At 64.9% G+C, this 22,576-nt stretch carries 26 protein-coding genes; 13 read left to right on the top strand and 13 right to left on the bottom strand.

Annotation, left to right across the window (positions count from 1 at the left end):
* The first annotated feature begins 17 nt into the window (after positions 1-17).
* From R3C13_RS01265 to R3C13_RS01250, 4 genes are all read left to right on the top strand, one after another.
* The gene (locus tag R3C13_RS01265; protein WP_371308977.1) at positions 18-1,628 is read left to right on the top strand and encodes an ABC transporter permease; all 1,611 of its coding nucleotides are present in this window, start codon (positions 18-20) and stop codon (positions 1,626-1,628) included.
* Entirely contained in the window at positions 1,625-2,629 is a 1,005-nt protein-coding gene (locus tag R3C13_RS01260; protein WP_371308976.1) for an ABC transporter ATP-binding protein, read from the top strand. Before R3C13_RS01265 ends, R3C13_RS01260 begins: the two co-directional genes overlap by 4 nt.
* A 93-nt stretch (positions 2,630-2,722) precedes the next feature.
* Entirely contained in the window at positions 2,723-4,138 is a 1,416-nt protein-coding gene (locus R3C13_RS01255) for a M48 family metalloprotease (protein ID WP_371308975.1), read from the top strand.
* A 104-nt stretch (positions 4,139-4,242) separates the two neighbouring features.
* A complete protein-coding gene (locus tag R3C13_RS01250) occupies positions 4,243-4,989 on the top strand; it encodes a DsbA family protein (protein WP_371308974.1) in 747 nt (248 codons plus the stop codon).
* A 3-nt stretch (positions 4,990-4,992) separates the two neighbouring features.
* On the opposite strand, the gene apaG is transcribed toward R3C13_RS01250, so the two are convergent.
* Both apaG and metZ read right to left on the bottom strand, forming a co-directional pair.
* The gene (apaG, locus tag R3C13_RS01245; protein WP_371308973.1) at positions 4,993-5,409 is read right to left on the bottom strand and encodes a Co2+/Mg2+ efflux protein ApaG; all 417 of its coding nucleotides are present in this window, start codon (positions 5,407-5,409) and stop codon (positions 4,993-4,995) included.
* Positions 5,410-5,433: 24 nt separating this feature from the next.
* Positions 5,434-6,636 (bottom strand): O-succinylhomoserine sulfhydrylase, encoded by a 1,203-nt coding sequence (metZ, locus tag R3C13_RS01240; RefSeq protein WP_371308972.1) that lies wholly within the window; start codon positions 6,634-6,636, stop codon positions 5,434-5,436.
* A gap of 64 nt (positions 6,637-6,700) precedes the next feature.
* Here metZ and R3C13_RS01235 point away from each other — a divergent pair, with 64 nt between their 5' ends.
* Positions 6,701-7,717 (top strand): 2'-deoxycytidine 5'-triphosphate deaminase, encoded by a 1,017-nt coding sequence (locus tag R3C13_RS01235; protein ID WP_371308971.1) that lies wholly within the window; start codon positions 6,701-6,703, stop codon positions 7,715-7,717.
* 47 nt (positions 7,718-7,764) lie between these two features.
* Here the strand turns inward: R3C13_RS01235 and R3C13_RS01230 are convergent, their stop codons facing one another.
* Complete coding sequence (locus R3C13_RS01230; RefSeq protein ID WP_371308970.1) at positions 7,765-8,130, bottom strand: glutathione S-transferase C-terminal domain-containing protein; 366 nt, start codon at positions 8,128-8,130, stop codon at positions 7,765-7,767.
* Entirely contained in the window at positions 8,103-8,504 is a 402-nt protein-coding gene (locus tag R3C13_RS01225; protein WP_371308969.1) for a glutathione S-transferase N-terminal domain-containing protein, read from the bottom strand. The genes R3C13_RS01230 and R3C13_RS01225 overlap by 28 nt, the downstream gene beginning before the upstream one ends.
* 91 nt (positions 8,505-8,595) lie before the next feature.
* Between R3C13_RS01225 and R3C13_RS01220 the strand changes: the two genes are divergently transcribed.
* Complete coding sequence (locus R3C13_RS01220; protein WP_371308968.1) at positions 8,596-9,297, top strand: helix-turn-helix transcriptional regulator; 702 nt, start codon at positions 8,596-8,598, stop codon at positions 9,295-9,297.
* A 4-nt stretch (positions 9,298-9,301) separates the two neighbouring features.
* Here the strand turns inward: R3C13_RS01220 and R3C13_RS01215 are convergent, their stop codons facing one another.
* The 9 genes from R3C13_RS01215 to R3C13_RS01175 form a co-directional block, all read right to left on the bottom strand.
* Complete coding sequence (locus tag R3C13_RS01215; RefSeq protein ID WP_371308967.1) at positions 9,302-10,012, bottom strand: SDR family NAD(P)-dependent oxidoreductase; 711 nt, start codon at positions 10,010-10,012, stop codon at positions 9,302-9,304.
* A 21-nt stretch (positions 10,013-10,033) separates the two neighbouring features.
* Complete coding sequence (purF, locus tag R3C13_RS01210; RefSeq protein WP_371308966.1) at positions 10,034-11,485, bottom strand: amidophosphoribosyltransferase; 1,452 nt, start codon at positions 11,483-11,485, stop codon at positions 10,034-10,036.
* 39 nt (positions 11,486-11,524) lie between these two features.
* Positions 11,525-12,070, bottom strand: coding sequence for a CvpA family protein (locus R3C13_RS01205; protein WP_371308965.1), 546 nt, complete (start codon positions 12,068-12,070; stop codon positions 11,525-11,527).
* Positions 12,063-13,445, bottom strand: coding sequence for a DNA repair protein RadA (gene radA / locus R3C13_RS01200; RefSeq protein ID WP_371308964.1), 1,383 nt, complete (start codon positions 13,443-13,445; stop codon positions 12,063-12,065). Before radA ends, R3C13_RS01205 begins: the two co-directional genes overlap by 8 nt.
* A 131-nt stretch (positions 13,446-13,576) precedes the next feature.
* Positions 13,577-14,188 carry a hypothetical protein gene (locus R3C13_RS01195; RefSeq protein ID WP_371308963.1) on the bottom strand — a complete coding sequence of 204 codons (612 nt, stop codon included), beginning with the start codon at positions 14,186-14,188 and terminating at the stop codon, positions 13,577-13,579.
* A 59-nt stretch (positions 14,189-14,247) separates the two neighbouring features.
* Complete coding sequence (locus R3C13_RS01190; protein WP_371308962.1) at positions 14,248-15,012, bottom strand: ABC transporter ATP-binding protein; 765 nt, start codon at positions 15,010-15,012, stop codon at positions 14,248-14,250.
* Positions 15,009-15,821 carry an MlaE family ABC transporter permease gene (locus tag R3C13_RS01185; protein ID WP_371308961.1) on the bottom strand — a complete coding sequence of 271 codons (813 nt, stop codon included), beginning with the start codon at positions 15,819-15,821 and terminating at the stop codon, positions 15,009-15,011. The genes R3C13_RS01190 and R3C13_RS01185 overlap by 4 nt, the downstream gene beginning before the upstream one ends.
* Entirely contained in the window at positions 15,799-16,863 is a 1,065-nt protein-coding gene (gene alr / locus R3C13_RS01180) for an alanine racemase (protein WP_371308960.1), read from the bottom strand. The genes R3C13_RS01185 and alr overlap by 23 nt, the downstream gene beginning before the upstream one ends.
* Before the next feature lie 57 nt (positions 16,864-16,920).
* Positions 16,921-18,372, bottom strand: a complete 1,452-nt coding sequence (locus R3C13_RS01175; RefSeq protein ID WP_371308959.1) for an MFS transporter — start codon at positions 18,370-18,372, stop codon at positions 16,921-16,923.
* Between the two features lie 145 nt (positions 18,373-18,517).
* On the opposite strand from R3C13_RS01175, the gene R3C13_RS01170 reads away from it, so the two are divergent.
* The 7 genes from R3C13_RS01170 (at position 18,518) to R3C13_RS01140 (ending at position 22,576) form a co-directional block, all read left to right on the top strand.
* Positions 18,518-18,976, top strand: coding sequence for a hypothetical protein (locus tag R3C13_RS01170; protein ID WP_371308958.1), 459 nt, complete (start codon positions 18,518-18,520; stop codon positions 18,974-18,976).
* Between the two features lie 71 nt (positions 18,977-19,047).
* A complete protein-coding gene (locus R3C13_RS01165; protein ID WP_371308957.1) occupies positions 19,048-20,250 on the top strand; it encodes a DUF2336 domain-containing protein in 1,203 nt (400 codons plus the stop codon).
* A 93-nt stretch (positions 20,251-20,343) separates the two neighbouring features.
* Positions 20,344-20,832 (top strand): Na+/H+ antiporter subunit E, encoded by a 489-nt coding sequence (locus R3C13_RS01160; RefSeq protein ID WP_371308956.1) that lies wholly within the window; start codon positions 20,344-20,346, stop codon positions 20,830-20,832.
* Positions 20,829-21,122 (top strand): monovalent cation/H+ antiporter complex subunit F, encoded by a 294-nt coding sequence (locus R3C13_RS01155; RefSeq protein ID WP_371308955.1) that lies wholly within the window; start codon positions 20,829-20,831, stop codon positions 21,120-21,122. The genes R3C13_RS01160 and R3C13_RS01155 overlap by 4 nt, the downstream gene beginning before the upstream one ends.
* Positions 21,115-21,483 carry a monovalent cation/H(+) antiporter subunit G gene (gene mnhG, locus R3C13_RS01150; protein WP_371308954.1) on the top strand — a complete coding sequence of 123 codons (369 nt, stop codon included), beginning with the start codon at positions 21,115-21,117 and terminating at the stop codon, positions 21,481-21,483. The genes R3C13_RS01155 and mnhG overlap by 8 nt, the downstream gene beginning before the upstream one ends.
* Entirely contained in the window at positions 21,483-22,127 is a 645-nt protein-coding gene (locus tag R3C13_RS01145; protein WP_371308953.1) for a DUF4040 domain-containing protein, read from the top strand. The genes mnhG and R3C13_RS01145 overlap by 1 nt, the downstream gene beginning before the upstream one ends.
* Positions 22,124-22,576, top strand: a complete 453-nt coding sequence (locus R3C13_RS01140) for a Na(+)/H(+) antiporter subunit B (RefSeq protein ID WP_371308952.1) — start codon at positions 22,124-22,126, stop codon at positions 22,574-22,576. Before R3C13_RS01145 ends, R3C13_RS01140 begins: the two co-directional genes overlap by 4 nt.

The raw sequence follows: 22,576 nt of genomic DNA, 5'->3' as shown, positions 1-22,576 counted from the left end.
CTCTTCCGCGGCGGGTCTTGCCGTTCCGCCTGAGCCTCAGGCCGGCGGATGGTCCTGCGGCGCTGGCCTGTGCGATCATCGCCGTGCCGATGATCTCCGTGCTGCTGGCAGCCGTATTCACCGGCGGTGGCGAGGCCTGGCAGCACATCCGCGACACCCTGATGGTGCCATATCTTGGCGGGACGCTGGGCACGCTGATGCTGGCGACCATGTTCATGCTCGTCTTTGCCGTGCCGGCGGCCTGGCTGGTGACGATGCATGAGTTTCCGGGGCGGGCGGCGTTTGAATGGCTGCTGATCCTGCCGCTGGCGGCGCCCGGCTATGTGCTGGCCTATGCCTGGGGCGACCTGATGGGTGTCGGCGGGCCGCTTCAATCGGCGCTGCGTGACATGACCGGCTGGGCGGCTCGGGACTACTGGTTCCCGTCGATGCGAAGCCTGCCGGGCCTCGCCTTCGTGCTGGCGAGCGGGCTTTATCCTTATGTGTACCTGACCGCGCGGGCGGGATTTGTCTCGCAATCCATTTGCGCACTAGAGGCTGCGCGGAGCCTCGGCGCCTCGCCCCTGCGCAGCTTCTGGCAAGTTGCGTTGCCGGCGGCGCGTCCGGCGATTGCCGCGGGCCTTGCGCTCGCGCTGATGGAAGCGGCCGCGGATTATGGCGCAGCGGAATATCTCGGCGTGCCGACGCTGACATTCGGCATCGTTCGGGCGTGGAAGAGTTTTGGCGAACCCGCCGCCGCCGCGCGCCTCGCCGTGATCCTGCTCGTGCTGGTCGTCGGCCTCGTGATGGCGGAGCGGTGGAGCCGCGGGCGCGCCGGCAGCCAGCAGAGCTCGACCCGCTGGCGCACGGTCTCGCGCACAAAACTGTCCGGGGCCGCCGGATGGCTCGCGGCAGCCTTCTGCCTGACCGGGTTCACCATCGGCTTCATCCTTCCGGTCAGCCGGCTCGTCTGGCGCGCAGTCGAGTCTCATGAGCAGATCGCGCCGATCTGGGACGCGCTGAAGAATACGCTGGTCCTTGCCGGGTGCGGGGCGGTCTTCGCCTTTGTGCTGGCGCTTGTGATTGCGCTCGCCGGACGCGGAAAAGGCCCTGGCGCTGCGTTCGCCCGGCTGACGGCCTCCTCGGCCTATGCGATCCCCGGAGCGGTTCTGGCGCTCGGGGCGCTGGTCGTTCTGGGAGGCATGGGGTTGACGCTGACGGGGCTTGTGCCGGTGGCCGCGCTCGCCTGGGTCTATGCCAGCCGCTTCACGGCGGCAGGCGCAGAGCCCATGGTGGCGGCGCTCGACCGGGCGCCGGCATCGCTGGGCCAGGCGGCGCAGAGCCTTGGGGCTTCGCCCTGGCGGCGGGCGAAGGAAGTGGACTTGCCGATTGCGCTTTCGGGGGCGAGCGCCGGGGCGCTGATCCTGTTCGTGGAATCCCTCAAGGAACTGCCTGCGACGCTGATGCTGCGGCCCTTCAACTGGGACACGCTGGCGGTGCGGGCGCATGCCTATGCCAGCGATGAGCGGCTGGCGGCGGCCGCCTTGCCGGCGCTGCTGATCACGCTGGCCGGTCTCGTGCCCGTGATCCTGCTGTCGTGGCGCCTGTCGCATGCGCGGCCGGGCGAGCAGGCAGGGCTGGACGCATGACCGTAGCCCTTTCCGCGCATGGCGTTTCGCGCCGCTATGGACCGACGGCCGTGGTCGACGAAGTATCGCTGACCCTGAAACCGGGGGCCATCACGGCGCTGCTCGGCGGGTCCGGCGCAGGCAAGTCGACGCTATTGCGCCTGTTCGCGGGGCTTGAGCCGGTCGATACCGGCGAGGTCCGGCTCGGCGACCGCGTCTTGTCCTCGCCGTCGAGCACGCTGGCGCCGGACAAGCGCCGCATCGGCCTGATTTTCCAGGATTTTGCGCTTTTCCCGCACCTTACCTCACTGCAGAACGTGATGTTCGGCCTGAAGGCGCTCGGCAGGGAGGCGGCCCTTGCCGAGGCGGAAGCCTGGCTGCGGCGCCTGGACCTGACCGCGCGCGCAGGCGCTTATCCGCATGAACTCTCCGGTGGGGAGCAGCAGCGCGTGGCCATTGCGCGCGCCCTTGCGCCGAAACCGGCGGCGATCCTGATGGACGAGCCGTTTTCCGGCCTCGATCCGGCGCTGCGCTCCTATGTGCGCGATGCGGCGCTGGAAGCGGTGCGCGAGGCCGGGATTCCGGCGCTGTTGGTGACGCACGACCCCGTCGAGGCACTGGAAAGTGCCGACCATGTCGCCATCCTGAAATCGGGGAAGCTACAGCAGGAAGGCCCGGCGGCGGACGTATATCTCAGCCCTGCGAGCGCCGACGTTGCCGCGGCGCTTGGCCCGATCACGCGCCTGAAGGCGGCGGATGTGCCCGCAGCGCTGGCAGATGTGCCAGTTGGGCATGAGCTGGCAGTCCGGCCGGAAGGCGTGCTGCTGGATGGCGCGGCGCCGGTGAAAGCGCGCGTTGTGACCAGCCAGCTGACCGGCGCCATGCACCGCGTGGTGCTGGATATGGGCGGGCATCGCCTCGTTGCGCTGGTGCCGCGCCAATATGCGCCGCAGCCGGGCGAAGAGGTCGGCGTCCGGCTGGACCCGGCACTTGCGTTCATCTTCCCGTCAGCCGGAACCTGACAAATACGTCATTCTGCGCCTTTCCCCTCGCCAGATGGGGCGCGGGTCCTTAGGTTTCAGGGATTGACTGGCGGCAAACGGAGACGCCCGCACATGGCGCGCACACCCTTCCGGCACATCACCCGGTACGCAGCGATGGCAGCCGCCTCGCTGGCCGTGGCTGTTTCAGCCTCGGCGCAGAGCCTCATCCGCGATGCGGAGATCGAGGAAACGCTGCGGGAATGGACCGATCCGATCCTCACCGTTGCCGGCCTCGATCCGAAGGATGTCGGGCTTTACGTCATCAACGATCCTGAACTGAACGCGTTCGTCGCGAACGGGCAGAACATCCACATCCATACCGGCCTGATTATCGCCGCCGACAATCCGGAACAGATCAAGGGCGTGCTGGCGCACGAGACCTGCCATATCGCCTGCGGCCATTCGGTCAGCCGGACGCGCGCGGCCAATGTTGCCTCGCGCCCGGCGCTCATTTCCATCGGGCTGGGCATCCTGGCGATCGCAGCCGGTGAAGGCGGGGCAGGCGCCGCGCTGATCGGGTCGTCGCAGCAATTCGCCGCACTCAACTTCTTCGTTCACACCCGCGCCGAAGAGGCAATGGCCGACACCGCCGCCGTGACCTATCTCACCGAGATCGGCGAGTCGCCGGAAGGCATCGTCCAGTTCTTCGAGAAGTTCCGGGCGCAGGAAGTGATTTCCGAGAGCCGGCGCTATCCTTATTTCCGCTCGCACCCGCTGGCATCGGACCGGATCCGCAATGTGCGCCAGCTGGCCGACGAATCCCCGACGCGGGATGTTCCGCCTACGGAACGGGAACAGCACCAGTATGACATGATGCGCGCCAAGCTGATCGGCTTCCTCGACACGCCGGGAAAGGTGCGCCGGGAGTATCCCGATACGGACACGAGCGAACCGGCCCGCTATGCCCGCGCGATCGCGGCGATGCAGGCTGCGGACATCAAGGTCGCGCTCGACACGATCGACTCGCTGCTGGTCGATGAGCCGGACAATCCGTACTTCTGGGAACTGAAGGGCCAGATCCTGTTCGAGAGTGGCCGCGCCGCAGAATCGGTTGCGCCGCATGCGAAGTCGCTGGAATTGATGCCCGGCCAGCCGCTGCTGCTGATCAACTATGCCCGCTCGCTGGACGCACGCGGGGAGCCGGGCGATGTCGAAAAGGCCGAATCCGCCCTGCGCGATGCGCTGATCGCCGAGCCCTATAACGCCTTCGCCTGGCAGGAATTGGCCGTCGCGCTCGAAAAGCAGGGACGCCGCGCCGAAGCGCAGCTTGCCACCGCCGAATCCGCCTATGCCGTGGGCGACCTGATGCGCGCCAACATGTTCGCGCACCGGGCCGTGGAATCGCTCGACAAGAACACAGTTAACTACCGCCGGGCCGACGATATCCTGCTGATCACCGACCCCAGCAATCCCGACAATCGTGACTTCTACGATCGTATGGGCCGCGGACAGCGCCTGTCGCTGTCAGTCTCGGGCGGGACGCAGTGACGCGTTCAACTTTCTGTCAGGCCTGATAGACGGCACAGACATTGCGTCTATATTTCCTGTAATGAAGAATCGGCCCGTTTCCGGGCACCAGAAAGGTTATGCCCATGATCCGCCCTCTGCTTGCCTCGACAGCGCTTGGCCTGCTCGCCCTGACGCCGGCTTGCGCCGATAGTGCCCAGACCGGTGGCAAGATGGATCGCGCCGAGATCGAAAAGATCGTGCACGAATACATCGTGGCGCATCCGGAAGTGATCGAGGAAGCCATTTATGCGCTTACGGAGCGTGAGCGGGTTGCCGCTGAAACGGCCGTGAAGGACGCGATCGCCGCCAACTGGGACGCGCTCTACAATTTGCCTACGGATTACTCCATCGGCCCGGCAGACGCGCCTGTGACGGTCGTGGAGTTCTTTGATTACCGCTGCGGCTACTGCAAGCGGTCGGTCGACTGGGTGCAGAGCCTGCCGGCAGCCTATAACAACAAGGTGCGCGTCGTGTTCAAGGAGCACCCGATCTTCGGCGGCATCAGCCATGATGCGGCGCTCGCCGCGCTCGCCGCAGGCCGTCAGGGCAAGTACAATGGCATGCACGTCGCCCTGATGAAGCTGAAATCCAACGACGAATTGACCGACAAGAAGATCGACGACATCGCCAAGGAACTCGGTCTCAACGTGCAGAAACTGCGCGCTGACATGAAGTCCATGGAAGTCCAGAAGCAGCTTGCCGATGTCATCTCGCTGGGCGATGCGCTGCAGGTTGACGGGACGCCGGGCTTCTTCATCGGCGATACGGTCGTTTCCGGCGCCAACCAGCCGGCCATCGACGCAGCGATCAAGAAAGCGCTCGCCGGCTGACGGTCAGCAGGGCCGGGACGTGTCGTAAGGACTGTCGAGCGAGAACATCGGGATGCGGGCTTTCAGCTCGCCGCCCGTTTCATCGACGAGGTCGTAGCTGCCGGACATCAGGCCTGACGGGGCCGACAGCGGCGCGCCGGACGTGTAGCTGAAGCGTTCGCCGGGGCCGAGCGTCGGCGTCTGGCCGATGACGCCGTCGCCATCCACCGATTGCAGGCGCCCATGCGCATCCACGATGCGCCAGTGGCGGCGCATGATGGTCCAGGTGTGCTCGCTCTCGTTTTCGACATCCACCGTGTAGGACCACATGAATCGGCCCGCGGCCGGTTCCGATTCGTCGTACATGAATTTCGGGCGCACGCGGATGCGCACGCCGTCGGTGACGTGTTCGTATTGTGGTGGGGGTGCCCTTCGAGCCATCCGGTGAAATTGCCCGCTCTTCGTTTATGCCTTGTTAAGGGCCTGCAGGAGGTCTGCTTCAAGATCATCCGCGTCCTCAAGGCCCACGGACATACGGATCCAGGACCGGTCGAGCCCCATGGAGGCCTGCTCCGCATCGCTGAGCGCCCGGTGGGTCGTCGTGGACGGGTGGCAGGCGAGCGATTTGGTGTCGCCGAGATTGTTGCAGATATCGACCAGTTCCAGACCGTCGAGGAAGCGGAACGCCTCGTCCTGTCCGCCTTTCACTGAGAGAGCGAGCATGGTGCCGCCCATCCGCATCTGGCGGGCGTGGATGTCGTAATGCGGATGATCCTGCCGATGGGGGTAGCGCACCGCTACGATGGCGGGATGGCCTGCAATGGCATCGGCCAGCCGCGCGGCGGTGCGGCTTTGTGCCTCCACACGCAGCTGCAGCGTCTCGAGCCCCTTCAGCACGACCCAGGCGTTAAACGGCGATGCCGCAGGCCCCATATGGCGCAGCCACGGATCGAACACTTCCGTCATGCGCTGCGTGTCGCACAGGATCGCCCCGGCCATGACCCGGCCCTGGCCGTCCATGTGCTTGGTGGCGGAATAGACAACGACGTCGGCCCCGAGTTCAAGCGGCCTCTGGAGCACCGGCGTTGCGAAGACATTGTCGACCACGAGCAGCGCGCCCGCCTTGTGACAGAGCTCCGCCACCGCGGCGATATCCACGCCGTCGAGCAGCGGATTGGCCGGGCTCTCGATCAGCACCAGCTGGCAGCCCTTGCCGATTTCCCGTTCCCAGGCCGCCATGTCGGCCCCGTCCACGAAACAGGTCTCGATGCCATATTTCGGCATCTGGTTGGCGATGATCCAGCGGCACGAGCCGAAGAGGGCCGTCGCGGCCACCACGCGGTCACCCGACTTCAGCGGGGCAAGGATCGCCGAGGAAATCGCGCCCATGCCGGAACCGGTCACGCGGCAGGTCTCGGCGCCCTCGATCAGGGCAAGGCGCTGCTGCAGCATCTCGCAGGTCGGGCTGCCATAGCGGGAATAGACAAATCCCGGCTCTTCGCCGGCCATGCGCCGCATCGCCTGTTCGGCGCTGTCATAGGCATATCCGGACGTCAGATAGATGGCTTCCGAGATTTCCCCATGCTGCGAGCGCATGAGGCCGCCGCGCACCGCCTGGGTCGCCGGTTTCCAGCCCTTTTTGGCGTCTCCGCCCGATGCGTCGGCCATGACAGCAAATTCCTTGTGTTTCCTGCTTGCGCCCTTATGCCTGAGACGGCGAGGGGTGCAAGAGATGGCTCAGGATACAGGCGTTCTGCCGGATCATGAAATCGAGGCGCTGGTGCATGATGGCGCCATCCGCTCCGATCGGCCGCTGGACGAGGGGCAGGTGCAGCCGGCGAGCCTCGACCTGCGCCTTGCGGAAGACGCCTACCGACTGCGCGCGAGCTTCCTGCCGGGCAAGGACCGGACGGTGTCCGAGATGCTGCAGGAACCGGGCATCCATCTGCACCGGATTGACCTGACGCAGGAAGGCGCCGTGCTGGAGACAGGCTGCGTCTATCTCGTGCCGCTGCAGGAATCGCTGCGCCTGCCGGCCGGCATTGCGGCACGGGCTAACCCGAAGAGTTCTACCGGGCGGATCGACGTGTTCACGCGCCTCGTGACCAACCGGTCCCGCGCCTTCGATGAAGTGCCGACCGGCTATTCCGGCCCGCTCTATCTGGAAGTGTCGCCGCGGACGTTTCCGATCATGGTGCGCCCCGGCGACCGGCTGGCGCAGATCCGCTTCAAGCGGAAGAAGCCGGAGATGCTGAAAGAGAAAACCGTCTCCATCGACCTGCAGCCAGAGGCCGGCCAGCCGGCGGGCTGGCGTGCGAAGCACCATTCCGGCGTGGTCGACCTGCGCGGCATCGGCGCGCATGAGGCGAGCCAGTTCTGGGAGCCGGTCTATCCGCGCGATGGCCGGATTGTTCTGAACCCGGAGGAATTCTACATCCTTGTCAGCCGGGAGACCGTGAAGGTCGGCCCCAACGAGGCGGCGGAGATGGCGCCCATCGCGCCGGAGCTTGGCGAATTTCGCGCACACTATGCGGGCTTTTTCGATCCGGGTTTCGGCACCAATACCGGCGGCAGCCGCGCCGTGCTGGAAGTGCGCTCGCGCGACGTGCCGTTTATCCTTGAGCATGGCCAGCCGGTTGCAAAGCTGATCTACGAGACGATGGTGTCGAAGCCGAAGGGCCTCTATGGCGGCCAGGGCTCCAATTATCAGGGCCAGGGCCTGAAATTGTCGAAGCATTTTCGGGCCTGAAAGAGCTAGGGGCCAGTGGCCCCTCGCTCTATAGGTCTGGTCCGGCCTCAGGCCGGTTCCGCTTCCAGCACTGGCCAGTTTGGCCAGCGGACAGTGGCGAAATAGCGCGCCTGCATGCGGTCAATGTATGCGACAAGATTCGTGTGCTGACGGACAAGTCCGGTGAGCGGCGTGTCGAAGAACTCCGTCGCACAGGAAATCAGCACCGCAGCGACGCTGGCATCCGCGCAGGTCGGTTCGTCGCCGAACAGGAAGTCCTGGTCGCCGAGGTGCAGGGCGATGGCGCCCAGATCCCAGGCGGCGAGCTGCATCCGCTCGGCATCGGTGAAGCGGCCCGTGCCTTCGCCGCCATGGGTCGCGGTGACGCCCTGACGCACTTCCTCGATCACAGCGGCGCGCGCGGACTCTGGCACATCGTCGAAGAAATGTGCCGGGCCTTTGCGGAAATTGGCGTCTTTTGACCAGCGCTCGTATCCCAGATCTTGGTCAACTGGCCCTCGGCCATCCTCTCCAGCGCCCAGCTGGCGGCGAGGTCCCTGCCGGACATGCCGGCATAGAGCTGTTTGCCAAGCTTCTGCTCGAAATGCTGGCGGATGAAATTGCTGTCCTCGACCAGCTGGCCGTCGTCGATCACATAAGGCGCCTTGTGCTTCGGCACGCTCTCAAGGTCGGCGATGGCGCGGGTGAAGTCGACGCCCAGCATCTGAAGCTGGATGTCCGCCTTCATCACGAAGGGGCTGGGCGAGGGACAGCCGAACATCGGGCCCCATCCGTAAAGCGTAATCATCGTCTGTCTCCTCATTGGCTTGCGATGAGGGCTTGATAGCGGAGGGCTGCTGACAGCAAGGTGTCAGCAGCGTGGCAGTAGGGTCCAATTCATGAGACGCACCGAGAGACTGTTCCAGATCATCCAGATCCTGCGGCGGAAGAACGGGCCCGTGCGGGGCCATGAACTCGCAGAGGAACTTGAGACCAGCCTGCGCACGATCTATCGCGACATGGCGGAACTCATTGCCCAGCGCGTGCCGATCCGTGGCGAGGCGGGGACCGGCTATGTGCTGGACGCCGGCTATGACCTGCCGCCGCTGATGCTGACGACGGACGAACTGGAGGCTGCTGTGCTTGGTGCGCGCTGGGTCGCCGCGCGGGGCGACGCGCAGCTTGCCCGCGGGGCCGAAGACCTCATCGCCAAACTTTCCGCCGCCGTTCCGGCAGAACTTCAGCCGGTGATCCTCGATTCCGGCCTGATGCCGGTCAGTTTCCGCAGGCGCTCGGAAGACAGCTTCGATGTGTCCCTCGTGCGCGAAGCGATCCGGACACAGAAGAAGCTGTCCATCAGCTATGAAGATGAAGGCGGGCAGGCGACCGAACGGATCGTCTGGCCGTTCCAGATCGCTTATGCCGATGATATCCGCATGATGTGCGCCTGGTGCGAGCTGCGCGAGGATTTCCGGCACTTCCGGACAGACCGCGTGCGCGCCATTGCGATGCTCGACAAGCGCTTTCCGGAACGTGTCGCGCGCCTGCGAAAACGTTGGCAGGACAAGCGGGAATGCGAGCGGCAGGCCGGGAAAGGCTGACGCGTCAGGCGACGAGGTCGCGATAGTTGACCAGAATGCCTGTGCGCGTTTCGTCCGCAGCGACGAGTTTCACCAGTTCCGCCGCCACGTCCTCTGCCGATGGGAGGGTCATCGGGTCTTCGCCCGGCATGGCCTCGGCGCGCATCGAGGTGCGCGTGCCGCCGGGATTGAAGATGTTGGCACGGATCTTCAGATTCTCGTTCTCGTCGGCCCAGCCGAGTACCATGGCTTCGAGCGCTGCCTTGGAGGCCTGGTACGGACCCCAGAAGGCGCGCGGGTGGCGCGCGACAGCGGAGGTGACAAAGACGGTGCGCGGCGCGTCCGACCTGTTCAGCAGGGGGCTCAGTGTGCGGATCAGGTTGAAATTGGCCGTGAGGTTCGCGGTGATCGTCTCGTCGAAACTGCGGGGGCCGCAGCTTTGCAGGGGGCCGATTACGCCCAGCACGCCGGCATTTCCGATCAATCCGTCAAGACGGCCGAACTTTTCATCCAGAACCTTCGCCAGCGTTTCGATGGCCTTGGCATCCTTCAGGTCCATCGGCACGAGGATGGCCTCGCTGCCGAGGGCGCGAATTTCATCGTCGAGCTTTTCCAGGGCGGCCTTCGAGCGCGCGACGGCGATCACGAGATCACCCTGCCGCGCAAGGTGAAGCGCAGCGGCGCGGCCAATGCCGCGCGACGCGCCGGTAACGAGAACAATGCGTTTCTGGGTCATGGCGCGCGTCTAGCGCGGCGCTCAGGCGTCGTCCAGCAGGGACAGCTGGCGCTCTTTGTCGCTCTCGTCATGCTCATAGTCGACGAGCGGCGTTGGATATTCGCCGGTGAAGCAATGGTCGGCGAATTGCGGCGCCATATTGTTGCGCAGCGGCTCGCCGATCGCCTTGTAGAGGCCGGGCACCGAAAGGAAGCCGAGCGAGTCGACCTTCAGCTCGCGCACCATTTCCTCATGCGTGTGGATCGCAGCAAAGAGTTCCGACTTGGCGGCCATGTCGATGCCGTAGAAATCCGGGTTCACGATCGGCGGGCTGGCGGAGCGGAAATGGATTTCCTTCGCGCCGGCATCGCGCACCATCTGGACGATCTTCTTCGAGGTGTTGCCGCGCACGATGGAGTCGTCCACCAGCACGACGCGCTTGCCGGCGAGCACCGCCTTGTTCGGGCTGTGCTTCTTGGAGATGGCGCTCTGGCGGCCGACCTGGGTCGGCTGGATGAAGGTGCGTCCGACATAATGGTTGCGGATAATGCCCATCTGGAAGGGGATGCCGGACTGTTCGGAGAAGCCGAGCGCGGCCGGCACGCCGGAATCCGGCACCGGCACGACGACATCGGCATCGCATGGCGTTTCCATCGCCAGCTGGTGGCCCATGCGGCGGCGGACTTCATAGATCGAGCGGCCCTGCACGAGACTGTCGGGCCGGGCGAAGTAGACATATTCGAAGACGCACGGGCTCGGCGGGCGGGCCGGGGCAAAGCGGTGGGATTCGATGCCCTTGTCCGAAATGACGACAATCTCGCCATTCTCGATCTCGCGCACGAATTCGGCGCCGATAATGTCGAGCGCGCAGGTTTCCGAAGCGAGTACATAAGCGTCGCCGAGGCGGCCCAGAACCAGCGGGCGCAGGCCCACCGGGTCGCGCGCGCCGATCAGCTTCTTGCCGGTGAGGCCGACGAGCGCATAGCCGCCCTCGATCTTGGCCAGCGCGTCGACCAGCCGGCCAAGAAAGTTCGCCCGGCTGGACCGGGCGACGAGGTGAAGGATGACTTCGGTGTCCATGGTGGACTGGAAAATGGCGCCATCGCGCACCAGGTCGTGCCGAAGCTTTCGGGCGTTGGTCAGGTTGCCATTGTGGGCGACGGCGAAGCCGCCCCCGGCAAGGTCCGCGAACACCGGCTGGATGTTGCGCAGCATCGGGCGCCCTTGCGTCGAATAACGATTGTGGCCGATCGCGGCGTGGCCGGGCAGGCGCGAGCGCAGGTCGCCGCCGAAATGCTCACCCACCATGCCCATATGGCGTTCGGAGGGGAAGCGCTTGCCGTCGAAACTGATGATGCCGCAGGCTTCCTGGCCTCGATGCTGCAGCGCATGCAGGCCGAGCGCGGTCAGAAGGCTCGCTTCGTGATTTCCGTAGATGCCGAAGACGCCACACTCTTCGTGGGGCTTGTCGTCATCGTGATCAAAATGGACCATGAGAGACTCGCTCCTGTATGACAGACCTGCGACAGGGGCCTATTGCCCGTTTTCTTCCTCCGAGGGAAGGGACTCCTGCACTTCTTTTCCGACTTTTGCGGCTTCGACGTTCACATAGTCGGCCATATTGCGCAGCGGCGGATAGGTAATTCCGTTCTGGATGAAGCCCGGAATTCGGCTCTCTTCGAGCACCAGACCCAGCAGGACCACAAAGAAAACAAGGGCTACGAAGCCACGCAGCACGCCAAACACGGCCCCGGCGACATGGTCGAACATGCCGATTCCATCGGCGCCCTGGATATTTTTCGAAACCCGCTGCCCGATCCAGGCCACCAGCACATAAACGACGATGAAAGCCGCCACGACAAGAATCAGGTCGGCCGTCCAGGGCGCGAGGTCCGGCGGCAGGAGGGCGGCCAGATCGTCATGGAAAAAGGCGCGGGCATAGTAGGCGGCGGCCAGCGCGCCAATAAAGGCGCTCAGCGTCGCCAGTTCCCTGAGGAACCCACGGGCAAAGCCCATGATCCCCGAAATGATGACAATTGCGACGGCGATCCCGTCAAAAGCTGTAATGGACTCAAGCATTCATGGCGTCCGGGGCAAGCAACTCAACGAGGTCGATAAGCCGTCTAATCGGGGTCACGGTCAACCCATCGATTGCCGTCGGGGCGCCTTCCGGCACGAAAGCGCGCTCAAAACCGAGCCGTTCTGCCTCTTTCAGCCGCTGTTCCATGCGCGCGACCGGCCGCACCGCGCCTGAGAGCGCCACTTCGCCGAAGAAGACGCTGCGCTCCGGCGCCGGATTGGCGGAGAGGGAGGTGAGCAGGGCGGCGGCCGCGGCAAGGTCGCCCGCAGGTTCCATGATCTTGTATCCTCCGGCCACGGAGAGATAGACGTCCATGCCGGCCAGCGTCATGCCGCACCGGGCCTCCAGCACCGCGAGCAGCATGGCAAGGCGTCCGGAATCCCAGCCGACCACGCTGCGCCGCGGCGTGCCATAGGCAGACTTGGCCACCAGGGCCTGCACCTCGGCCAGCACGGGGCGGGAGCCTTCCATGGCGGCGAACACGGCCGCGCCGCCTTCAGATTCCCCGTCAGCGCTGAGGAACAGGGCCGACGGCTCTTTGGCCGGGGCGAGGCCGTACTGGTGCATCTCGAAGATGCCGATTTCGTCGGTGGGGCCGAACCGGTTCTTCACCGCGCGCAGGATGCGGAACTGGTGGCCGCGCTCGCCTTCGAAATAGAAGACGGCATCCACCATGTGCTCCACCACGCGCGGGCCGGCGATCGTGCCTTCCTTGGTGACGTGGCCGACGAGGACCAGCGCAGCGCCGGACTTCTTGGCCCAGCGGGTGAGTTCCTGTGCACAGGCGCGCACCTGAGCGACCGAGCCGGGAGCGGCCTCCAGACTGTCGGACCAGAGGGTCTGGATTGAGTCGATCACCACGAAGGCGGGGGCGGCCTCTTTCAGGGCGGACAGGATCTTGCGCAGGTCCGTTTCAGTGGCGAGCTGCACCGGGCTCTCGGCGACTTTCAGGCGCTTCGCCCGCTCCTGGATCTGCGCGGCGGCCTCCTCGCCGGAAACATAGACCGTCTTCAGCCCGTTGCGGGCGAGCCGTGCGGCCACCTGCAGCAGCAGCGTCGACTTGCCGATGCCGGGGTCTCCACCGATCAGCGTGGCAGAAGAAGGCACAATGCCGCCGCCGAACACGCGGTCGAGTTCCTCGACGCCCATGACGACACGGGGAGGCGCTTCGGTCGCGTCATCCAGGGCGACGAATTCAGCCTTTGAGGAGCGCTTGGTGCCGGTCTTCGGCGCGGCGAGGCCGCCCGGCACGGCGCCGACGGCTTCCTCGACCAGCGTGTTCCACTCGCCGCAGCCATTGCACTTGCCGCTCCATTTGGAGTGCACTTCGCCACAGGACTGGCAGACAAAGGCGGTGGTCGCGGTTTTGGCCATGGATTACGGGCTCCGGTCTGCGGCGCACCCTCATGCGATTCTGGACGAGGGATAAGTTGCCGGGATCGGAACATAACAAGAACAACGGATTGCGTCATCCGTCACTGGCAGTTCCGGCCTCAACGCGAGGCCTATTCTTCAGCGGGCGGTTCTGCGGGGGCCGGAGGCGGCGCCTCGGCAATCTCTTCAATGTCTTTCGCGGTGATGCCCATGCAGGCGAACGGCGCGACGCCGTCCGGAATCTTGCCGTCGACCAGGCGTACGGCGCGGGCCGGGCCACGGGCATTGCCGGCGGTGAAGGCGAACGTGCCTTCCAGCACGTCGGCATTGCGCTGGTAGAAGGGGATGTAGCCCGAGAACAACCGCTTCGACAGGGTGGGATGGAACTCGAACCGCCCGGTGGAAGCGCGTTTCGCCCCCTCAAAGCGGCCGGTGAGGGAGACGGAGTTGATTTCCTTCGTGCCGACCAGGCGCACAGGGTAGCGCGCCGCAGACGGGATGGTCGCAAACGCTTCCTCGACCTTCTCACCGTCACCAACGACCGGGGCCGAGAGTGGATCGTCCGACAGGAACACCCGCCAGGCAAGGTGCAGGCCCTCATAATTCCGGAAATCCGTCTCTTCCGTGCACGTATCGATGTGCCACTCGCCGTCGAGCCGGAATTTCTCGTATTGCAGCCAGCCGGTAAAGGCGAGCGACAGCGCCGTGAACGCCATCGATACGTACTTGATGAAATCCATCATGGCGCGTCTCCCCTCGGGCCGACGGGAAGACTAGCCAAGCTACGGCTGTGCGGAAAGTCCTAAATCGCCGGCTGGATCGGCCCTTCGGCGCGGCCGTTGACGAACTGGTCGACATAGTCGTTGCCGCTGCGGTCGACCTCTGCGGCCTTGCCGCGCCAGATGATACGGCCTTCGAACAGCATGGCGATGTCGTCGGCGATCTTGCGGGCGGACGGCATGTCATGCGTGATGGTCACCGCTGCCGCGCCAAGGCCCCGCACCTGTTCGAGGATGAGATCGTTGATCGCGTCTGCCGTGATCGGGTCGAGGCCCGTCGTCGGTTCGTCGAAGAAGATCAGGTCCGGTTCGGAAATGATCGAGCGGGCGAGCGAGACGCGCTTCTGCATGCCGCCGGAAATCTCCGCCGGAAAGAGGTTTGCCACGTCCGGGCCGAGGCGCACCTTGCGCAGCGTCTCGATGGCGCGCTCCTTCGCCATGCTGCGCGACAGCCGGTCACTGTTCAGCAGGCGGAAGGCCACGTTTTCCCACACGGTGAGCGAGTCGAACAGGGCGCCGGACTGGAACAGCATGCCGATCCGGTCGCGCATATTGGCGCGCGCGCCGCCGGTCGCCTTGGTCACGTCCTTGCCGTTGAAGAAGATCTTGCCACCATCCGGCGTCATCAGGCCGAGGGCGTTCTTCAGCATGACCGACTTGCCGGAGCCGGAGCCGCCGATGATCACGACGCTCTCGCCGGGCTGGACCTCAAGGTCCACGCCCCGAAGGACATGGTTCTTGCCGAAGCGCTTTTCGACGTTCTGCAGACGGAGGATTGGCGTCGTCACAGTCCGATCTCCACAAAGACGGTTGAAAGGACATAGTTGAAGGCGAGCACCAGCACCGCGGCGCCGACCATGGAGAGGGTCGCCGCGCGGCCGACGCCGGTGGCGCCCGCTTCGGACCTGTCGCCCTGGTAGCAGCCCATCAGCGCGATCACGGCGCCGAAGACAACCGCCTTGATGAGGCCGGTGATGACGTCATTGCGGGTAACGAAATCGAGCGTGTTGCGCAGGTAGACCGTCGAGTCGAACCCGAGGCCGTAGACGCTGACCAGCCAGCCGCCCATCACGCCGATAATGTCGGCGAGGATAACCAGCAGCGGCAGGGAGATGATCGCGGCCAGGAAGCGTGGCGCATAGAGATAGCGATAGGGTGAGGCGGACAGCGTCTCGAGGGCGTCGATCTGTTCGGTCACGCGCATGGCGCCGATTTCGGCCGAGATGCCTGCCGAGACGCGCCCGGCCAGCATCAGGCCGGTGATCACCGCGCCGAGTTCGCGCGTGATGCCCAGCACAACGATATTCGGCACGAACTGCTCGGCGCCATAGCGGCTGCCGCCCTCATAGATGTTGAGGGCGAGCGCAGCGCCGATGAACACGGCCGAAAGGCCGACCACCGGCAGGGAAAAGAAGCCAATGCGGATGATCTGCTTCCAGATCTCGGCCGGATACCAGCGTGGCGTGAAAGCGGCGATCTTCACCCTTGCGGAAAAGACGCTGAGGCGCCCGACCTCCGAGAAGAGGCCGAGCGTCGCGGCCCCGATCCAGGCCAGCGGATTTGGAAACCCGCGCTTATTTGTAGACACGTTGGACACGCGACCCCATTCCTGTCAGCAATTCATAACCGAGCGTACCCGCGCGCGCGGCCTGCTCCTCTAGTTTGGCATTTGGCCCAAGGAATTCAACGGAGCTACCCTCACGTGCAGCATCCCGGGCATTTGTGACATCGAGCGTGATGAGATCCATTGAAATGCGGCCCACAACCGGGCAGGCAACGCCGTCCACCCAGCCCATGAGCTTTCCGCTGCCCGTGCGCAACATTCCGTCGGCATAGCCGAGGCCGACGGTCGCGAGCGTGGTGTCCTGTTTCAGCGTGTGGGTGGCGCCATAACCGACGGTCTCGCCCGCCTTTGCCGTGAACGTGCTGATGATCTTCGCTTCCAGCGTCACGGCGTGCTTCAGCGTCACGCCGGGGGGCGGGGCCGACCCGCCATAAAGGGCAATGCCGGGGCGGGTGAGGTCATACGCATAGGCAGACCCGAGAAAGCAGCCCGCCGAATTGCTGAGGCTGGCCGGCGTGTCGGGGAACCGGTCGGCAAACGTATCGAAGGTTTTGCGCTGGACTTCGTTGAACGGGTGGTCCGGCTCGTCGGCGCAGGCGAGATGGCTCATCACCAGCACCGGAGCGTACCGTTGCATGCCCGCCGCATTGCCGGGGATCATGTCCGCCTTCAGTCCCAGCCGGTTCATGCCGGTGTCGAAATGCAGGGCGCAGGGCAGGCTGCCGGCGTCGTTCCACATGTGCAGCTGAATCGCGGTGGAGAGAACGGCCGTCAGGTGCGCTTCCTGATAGAATTTGTAGGTGTTGAGGTCTCCCGTATTGGGGCCGCTGAGGACAAAGATGCGGGGCCCGTTGCCGACCGCCTTGCGCACCTCCATGCCTTCCCGGACATAGGCGACGAAAAAGGTGTCGCAGCCGGCCTTCACCAGCGCTTTCGCCACCTGCGCCGCGCCGAGGCCATAGGCGTTCGCCTTGATCACGGCGGCCGTGCTGGCGCCGGGGTGCAGCCGGTCGAGCGTGCGCCAGTTGTCGGCGATATTGCCCAGATGGATGGTGGCGCGCGGCAGCATGTACATGGGGCGAACGGGTATCCAGCTTCACGCCCCTTGTCAGCCCGCCAAAGGCGGCGTTTTTCAGGCCTTTTCGCGATGGGCGAGCCAGGCGGAGCCTTTCATGTTCCAGACCGGCGTGAAGAACACCATCCAGAGGATGAGCAGCGTCATGCCGCTGGCGGGCACAATCGCGATCTTCTGAGGGCCGAACAGGTCGACCAGCGCCCCCATCATCGCGGCCCCCAGCGGCGCGCCGGCCATGAATCCGAGCTGGTAGATGGAGAGCACGCGGGCCAGTTTCTCCTTCGGCGCGGCGTCCTGCACGATGGCGCGGCTCATGGCGATGGAGATGCCAGCCGCGAGGCCCCACAGGAACACGATGGCGAGGAACGCCCAGTGCGGAATGTCCCACATCATGGCGAGGATGCTGGAGGAGCCGAGGAACTGGGCGATCAGCAGCAGGCGCCCCTGCCGCTTGATCCGCTTGAAGATCGCCAGCACGACGGAAGACACGAACGCCCCCATCCAGAAAGTGACAAACATGTCCCGGATGCCGTCCGGCCCGAAGCCGTAAACGTCCCGGTTGATGATCGGCAAAACCACGAGAAAGGCGCCGATCACGAAGATGCCGACCCCGAACATCAGGGCCGACATGGCCCAGAGTTTCCCGTCGGCCCGCACGGCGTTGAATCCCTCGGCGATGTCGCCGAAGGCGGCGGTAAGGCCCTTTCGACCGGTGCGGACCTGCCGTCCTTTGGCCAGCCAGAGGGCAAACACCGCCCCCAGCGCGAGGATCCCGCCCTGCACCGCCAGCAGCTGTTCCGCAGGGATCGGGCCGACACCGAACCCGCCCAGCCAGTCCGGCATCCGGGTCACCTTGTCGGCATAACCGGCGACGATCAGGCCGGCGATCTGGGCCACGAACTGGGCCATCGTGGCCAGCGTCACGCCCAGCTGGAGCGTGACACCGCTGCCGACACGGGCCCGGCGTTCCACCACTTCATTCACGATGGAATCCCGCGCCGGCATCATGAAGGCGCCGACCGTGCCGATCATCAGGCCATAAGCGATCATCGCCGGATAGGTGAGCGAGCCGCGCGTGACGAACAGGGCGAGGAACAGGGCAGGCACTGCCGCCAGCAGGTGCAGCAACACCAGCAGCCGCTTGCCGTCCGCCCGTTCGGCCACCACGCCGCCGATGAGCAGGAACACCACGGACGGGCCTGACAGCGCCATGTTGGCAAGGCCGAGGGCGAGGCCGTCCATGTGCAGGTGGTTCGCATCGGTGATGAGATACGGAAACAGTACCATCTGCAGGCCGAACGCCATGAACCAGCTGCACTGGACCAGAAGGTAAGCCGGCAGCTCGACGCGCACGTCGCGGCGGATCTGCCGGGCCCGCAGGTGATTGGCCGTCGCGAGCAGGGAGGCGCCGGCGCTGAGGGCTTCGCTGACGCCGCTGATCGGAGACGCAATGCTGCCGGCCGCATCTTCGGCCATGTCGTCGGCCATTTCCTCGATCGGTTCGCTCATGCGTGCTCCCGCCTGAGTTGCGAGCTTATGGAGCCCCGGCGGTCAAGGGAAGAGCGGCCCCGTCACAGAAACGCCCGTTTTCACCCGGTTGCCTTGGCCGGCGGGCGCCTTTAGCTTGGTTGATCCCTGACGACAGGTGTGTGCCATGCGTATCTTCCGCCATCTCATCAGCTGGATCATTGCCCTCGGGCTGATCGCCTTATTCATTCAGGCTACCGTGTATCCCTTGCCGGATCCGCCGCCCGGATCGGTCAAACTGTTTGATGCGCCGGGCCAGAACATCGTGTTCCAGACCATTGCAGACCGGTCGGGCGTGACCCTGTTCGAGCCGGCCGGGCGGTTCTTCATCGCGATCATGGAGCTGCTGGCGGCGCTGTTCCTGCTCTTGCCCTTCACGCGGCGGTTCGGGGCGGTGATTGCTGTCCTGATCAGCGGCGCGGCGATCGGCTTTCACCTTTCGCCCTGGCTTGGCCGGGAAGTGCCTCTGTCGCTCGATCCTGCAAATACGGCTACAGATGGCGGGCAGCTGTTCATGCTGGCGGTGCTGATGTTTGCGGCCAGTCTTCTGCTGCTCGTGGTCCACCCCGGAAAGATCCGGGATTAACCCTTTTCCGCTGCACCTCTCCTTAACCGTTTGCTGCCAGTTTTGCCGGGTTTCATACAGGCAGACTGGCTATGGACGCGGAAGAACCGATTGAATTGCCGGCCATCGGGCGGGCGCGGAACACGCTGTTCCGGCGTCTGGTCGATATCGTGTCGATGCCGTCCACCACACGGCTGGCGCATCAGGACCGTCACATGGCGGGCGATATCCTGCTGGATATGCTGTTCCATGCCGACGACAAGGACCGGGCCATGTGTGCCCATCGCCTCGCGACCAGCGGGGAGGCGCCCCGGCGCCTGCTGCGCTACCTCGCGCAATGCAAGTTCGAAATCGCCCGGCCGCTGCTGGAGCAGAACGAATCCTTCGACGGCTGCGATCTGCGCGAAATCGCCATGACCGGCTCGCCGGAGCACCGTCTCGCCATCGCCCGCCGCAAGGTCGTGCCGGACTGCGTGAGCGAATACCTGGCCGAATTCGGCGAAGTGCACGTCATCCGCGATCTCGTCGCCAATGCGGGCGCCGTGCTGCCGGAACAGGCGATGGACAAGCTCGTGATCCGCGCCAAGGAAGAGCCCTCCCTGTGCGCGGCCCTGATCGAGCGCCTCGAAGTGCGTCCGTCACATGCCATGACCCTGTTCTGGTGGGCCGACGGCCAGACCCGCCGCAAGATTCTCCAGCGCCACGCCGCCGACCGGCTCGAAGTGATCGAGAGCTGCAAGGACGTGTTCGAGATGATGGCGCGCGAGAACTGGTCAGATCCGGTCGCCCGCAAGGCGTTGCAGCTGATCGAGCGGCGCCAGCGCAACCGTGCAGCCCTTGAAAAGAGCCCGTATGACAGCCTTGAAGGCGCCATCAATGCGGCTGCCATCAATGGCATGACGGCTGAACTGGCGCAGGAAATCGGCTATCTCGCGGGCATCAAGCCGGTCACGGCTGCCAAGATCATGACCGATGCGGGCGGCGAAGCGCTGGCCGTTCTGTGCAAGGCAACCGGCGTGAAGCGCGACTTCCTGCCGGTTCTCTGGGCGGCCCTGCGCCGGCCGCTGGAGCTGGAGGAGGGGGTGATCCACCCGCAATTCGCTCACGTGGCCGAAACCTATGAGATTCTTCCCGTGGCCAAGGCCCAGACGACCCTGCGTTACTGGAACTGGTCGCTGTCGTCCGCCTTTTCGCCAACCTCGGCCCAGCTCCAGAAGGAGACACCCGACCCGGCAAATGAAGAGGCCGTATTCTCTACGGCCCAGCGCACGGCCCGCCTGGTTTTTGGCAGATAGTCGCCGAATTATCGCCGGATCGCTCTTTTCAAACCGGTTTCCGCCCTATAACCCCAAGCACTCGGCATTGGGTCAAACGAACGAGGGCGGCGCGTGGCGTACTTCCTGGGGCTGGTCCTGGCACTGGCGGGCTTCTGGCTTGGCATGTCAGGCCATAGTGAACCGCTCATTCTGACGCTCGGCGCGGTCTCCGTCGTCCTTTCATGCATTCTTGCGTACCGGCTGGACATCATTGACCGGGAAGGTGCGCCGTATCTCCGCGCCGTCCAGCTCACGCTTTATTATCCCTGGCTGTTCAAGGAAATCGTCAAGGCAAACTGGACGGTCATCAAGGCCTGCGTGAAGGCAGACCTCGACATCGCCCCGGCGCTCGTGAAGGTGAAGACGATCTGCAAGTCGGATCTCGCCAAGGTGACGTTCGCCAATTCGATCACGCTGACGCCCGGCACGATCACGGTCGAGATCGACGGCGACAAGCTGCTGGTCCACGGCCTGTACGAGCAGGACTCCCAGCCTGAGGCCTTCGCTGAAATGGATCGCCGGTCCGCGCTTGCGGTCGACGGGCAAGGAGCCACGGCATGATCGCGGCCGCTCTGATTGCCGTCCTGGTCGGCATGGCACTTCTGCTCATCCGCGCCTTCATCGGGCCGACCCTGTATGACCGCGTTCTGGCGGTGAACTCCTTTGGCACCAAGACGGTGCTGGCGCTCGGCCTGCTGGGCTTCGTGATGAAGCGCCCGGAATTCCTCGACATCGCGCTGACCTACGCGCTGATCAATTTCATCTCGACCATCGCGATCCTCAAATTCTTCCGCTACCGGTCCTTCCAGGTGCCGCTGGCCCGCCGCATGGGGGGCAATTCGAATGGCTGACCTGCTGAACCAGCTGGCGCTTGTCTGGGAAACCGTGCGGTTCCCGCTCGGCGCATTCTTCTGCCTTGCCGGGGCGCTCCTGTGCATTGTCGGCACGGTCGGCGTCCTGCGCTTTCCGGACATCTATACCCGCCTGCATGCCGCTTCGATCACCGACACGTCCGGTGCAGGGCTCGTGCTGCTGGGCATGGCGCTGATCGCGCCGGGCTGGCTGGTCGTGGCGAAAGTCATCGCCATCGGCCTCTTCCTGTTCCTGACCAGCCCGACCGCCTCGCATGCGCTTGCCAATGCAGCGCACACGGCAGGCGTCCAGCCGATCATCGGCCGGGTCGGGCAGGCGGACGATGAGGGAGACGCGTGATGCAGGGCATCCTTGCAAACGATATCGGCATCGCGCTGGTCAACATCTTCCTGCTGGCGATCCTGTTCGTGGTGGCGGTGGCCATCGCGCGCATGCGCAGCCTGTTCGCCATCGTCATGCTCGCCGGCATCTATTCGCTTGTGTCGGCGACCTGGTATGTTGCCGTGGATGCGGTCGACGTGGCCTTCACCGAGGCGGCCGTCGGCGCCGGCATGTCAACGGCAGTGCTGCTGGGCGCCATGCTGCTGACCTCGCGCACGGCGAAACCCGAAAGGCTGTTTTCGCGCCTCGGCCCGATGCTTGTCTGCGTCGCGACCGGCGCGGCGCTGATCTATGCGACGGTCGACCTGCCGGCGCTGGGCGACCCGAATTCGCCCGCCAATACCGGCGTCGGCTACACCTATCTCCAGATCAACTGGTACGACACGGGCATCCCGAATGTGGTGACGCCGGTCCTCGCCAGCTACCGGGGTTTCGACACACTCGGCGAAACCACCGTGGTGTTCGCTGCGGGCCTCGCCGTCGCGCTGCTGCTTGGCTTCGGCGAGCGTTCGCTGGCCGAGATGATCCGCAAGGAAGGCCGCTCCGGTGGCCGCAAGCCTGCTGCCGCCCGCACCGCTGCCAAGGATGAGGAAGCGTCATGAACAGCGACCATCACATCATCCTGCGCGTCGTCTCGAAGGGCCTGATCCCGATCATCGCGCTGTTCGCGTTCTATGTGCAGTTCCATGGCGACTTCGGTCCCGGCGGCGGCTTCCAGGCGGGCGTCATTATTGCCGTTGCCATCATTCTCTACGCCCTGGTTTTCGGCGTGCCGGCAGCAATGCGTGCCGTGCCGCCGGTGTTCACGCGCTCGCTCGCGGCGATCGGCGTGATGATCTATGCCGGCGTCGGCTTCTGGGCGATGCTGAAGGGCGGGCACTATCTGGAATACCAGGCGCTGTTCGGCGAAGGCCCCGGTGAGCATCATGGCCAGCATATCGGCATCATGATCATCGAACTCGGCGTGCTGTGCGGCGTGTCCGGCGCCATGCTCACGATTTTCTACGCCTTTGCCGGGCGCGTGGCCGAAATCCGCGACGAGGACTGGTAA

The sequence above is a fragment of the Hyphomonas sp. genome (genome assembly GCF_041398385.1).
Classification (GTDB): domain Bacteria; phylum Pseudomonadota; class Alphaproteobacteria; order Caulobacterales; family Hyphomonadaceae; genus Hyphomonas.
This window is presented reverse-complemented; position numbering and strand designations above follow the sequence as displayed.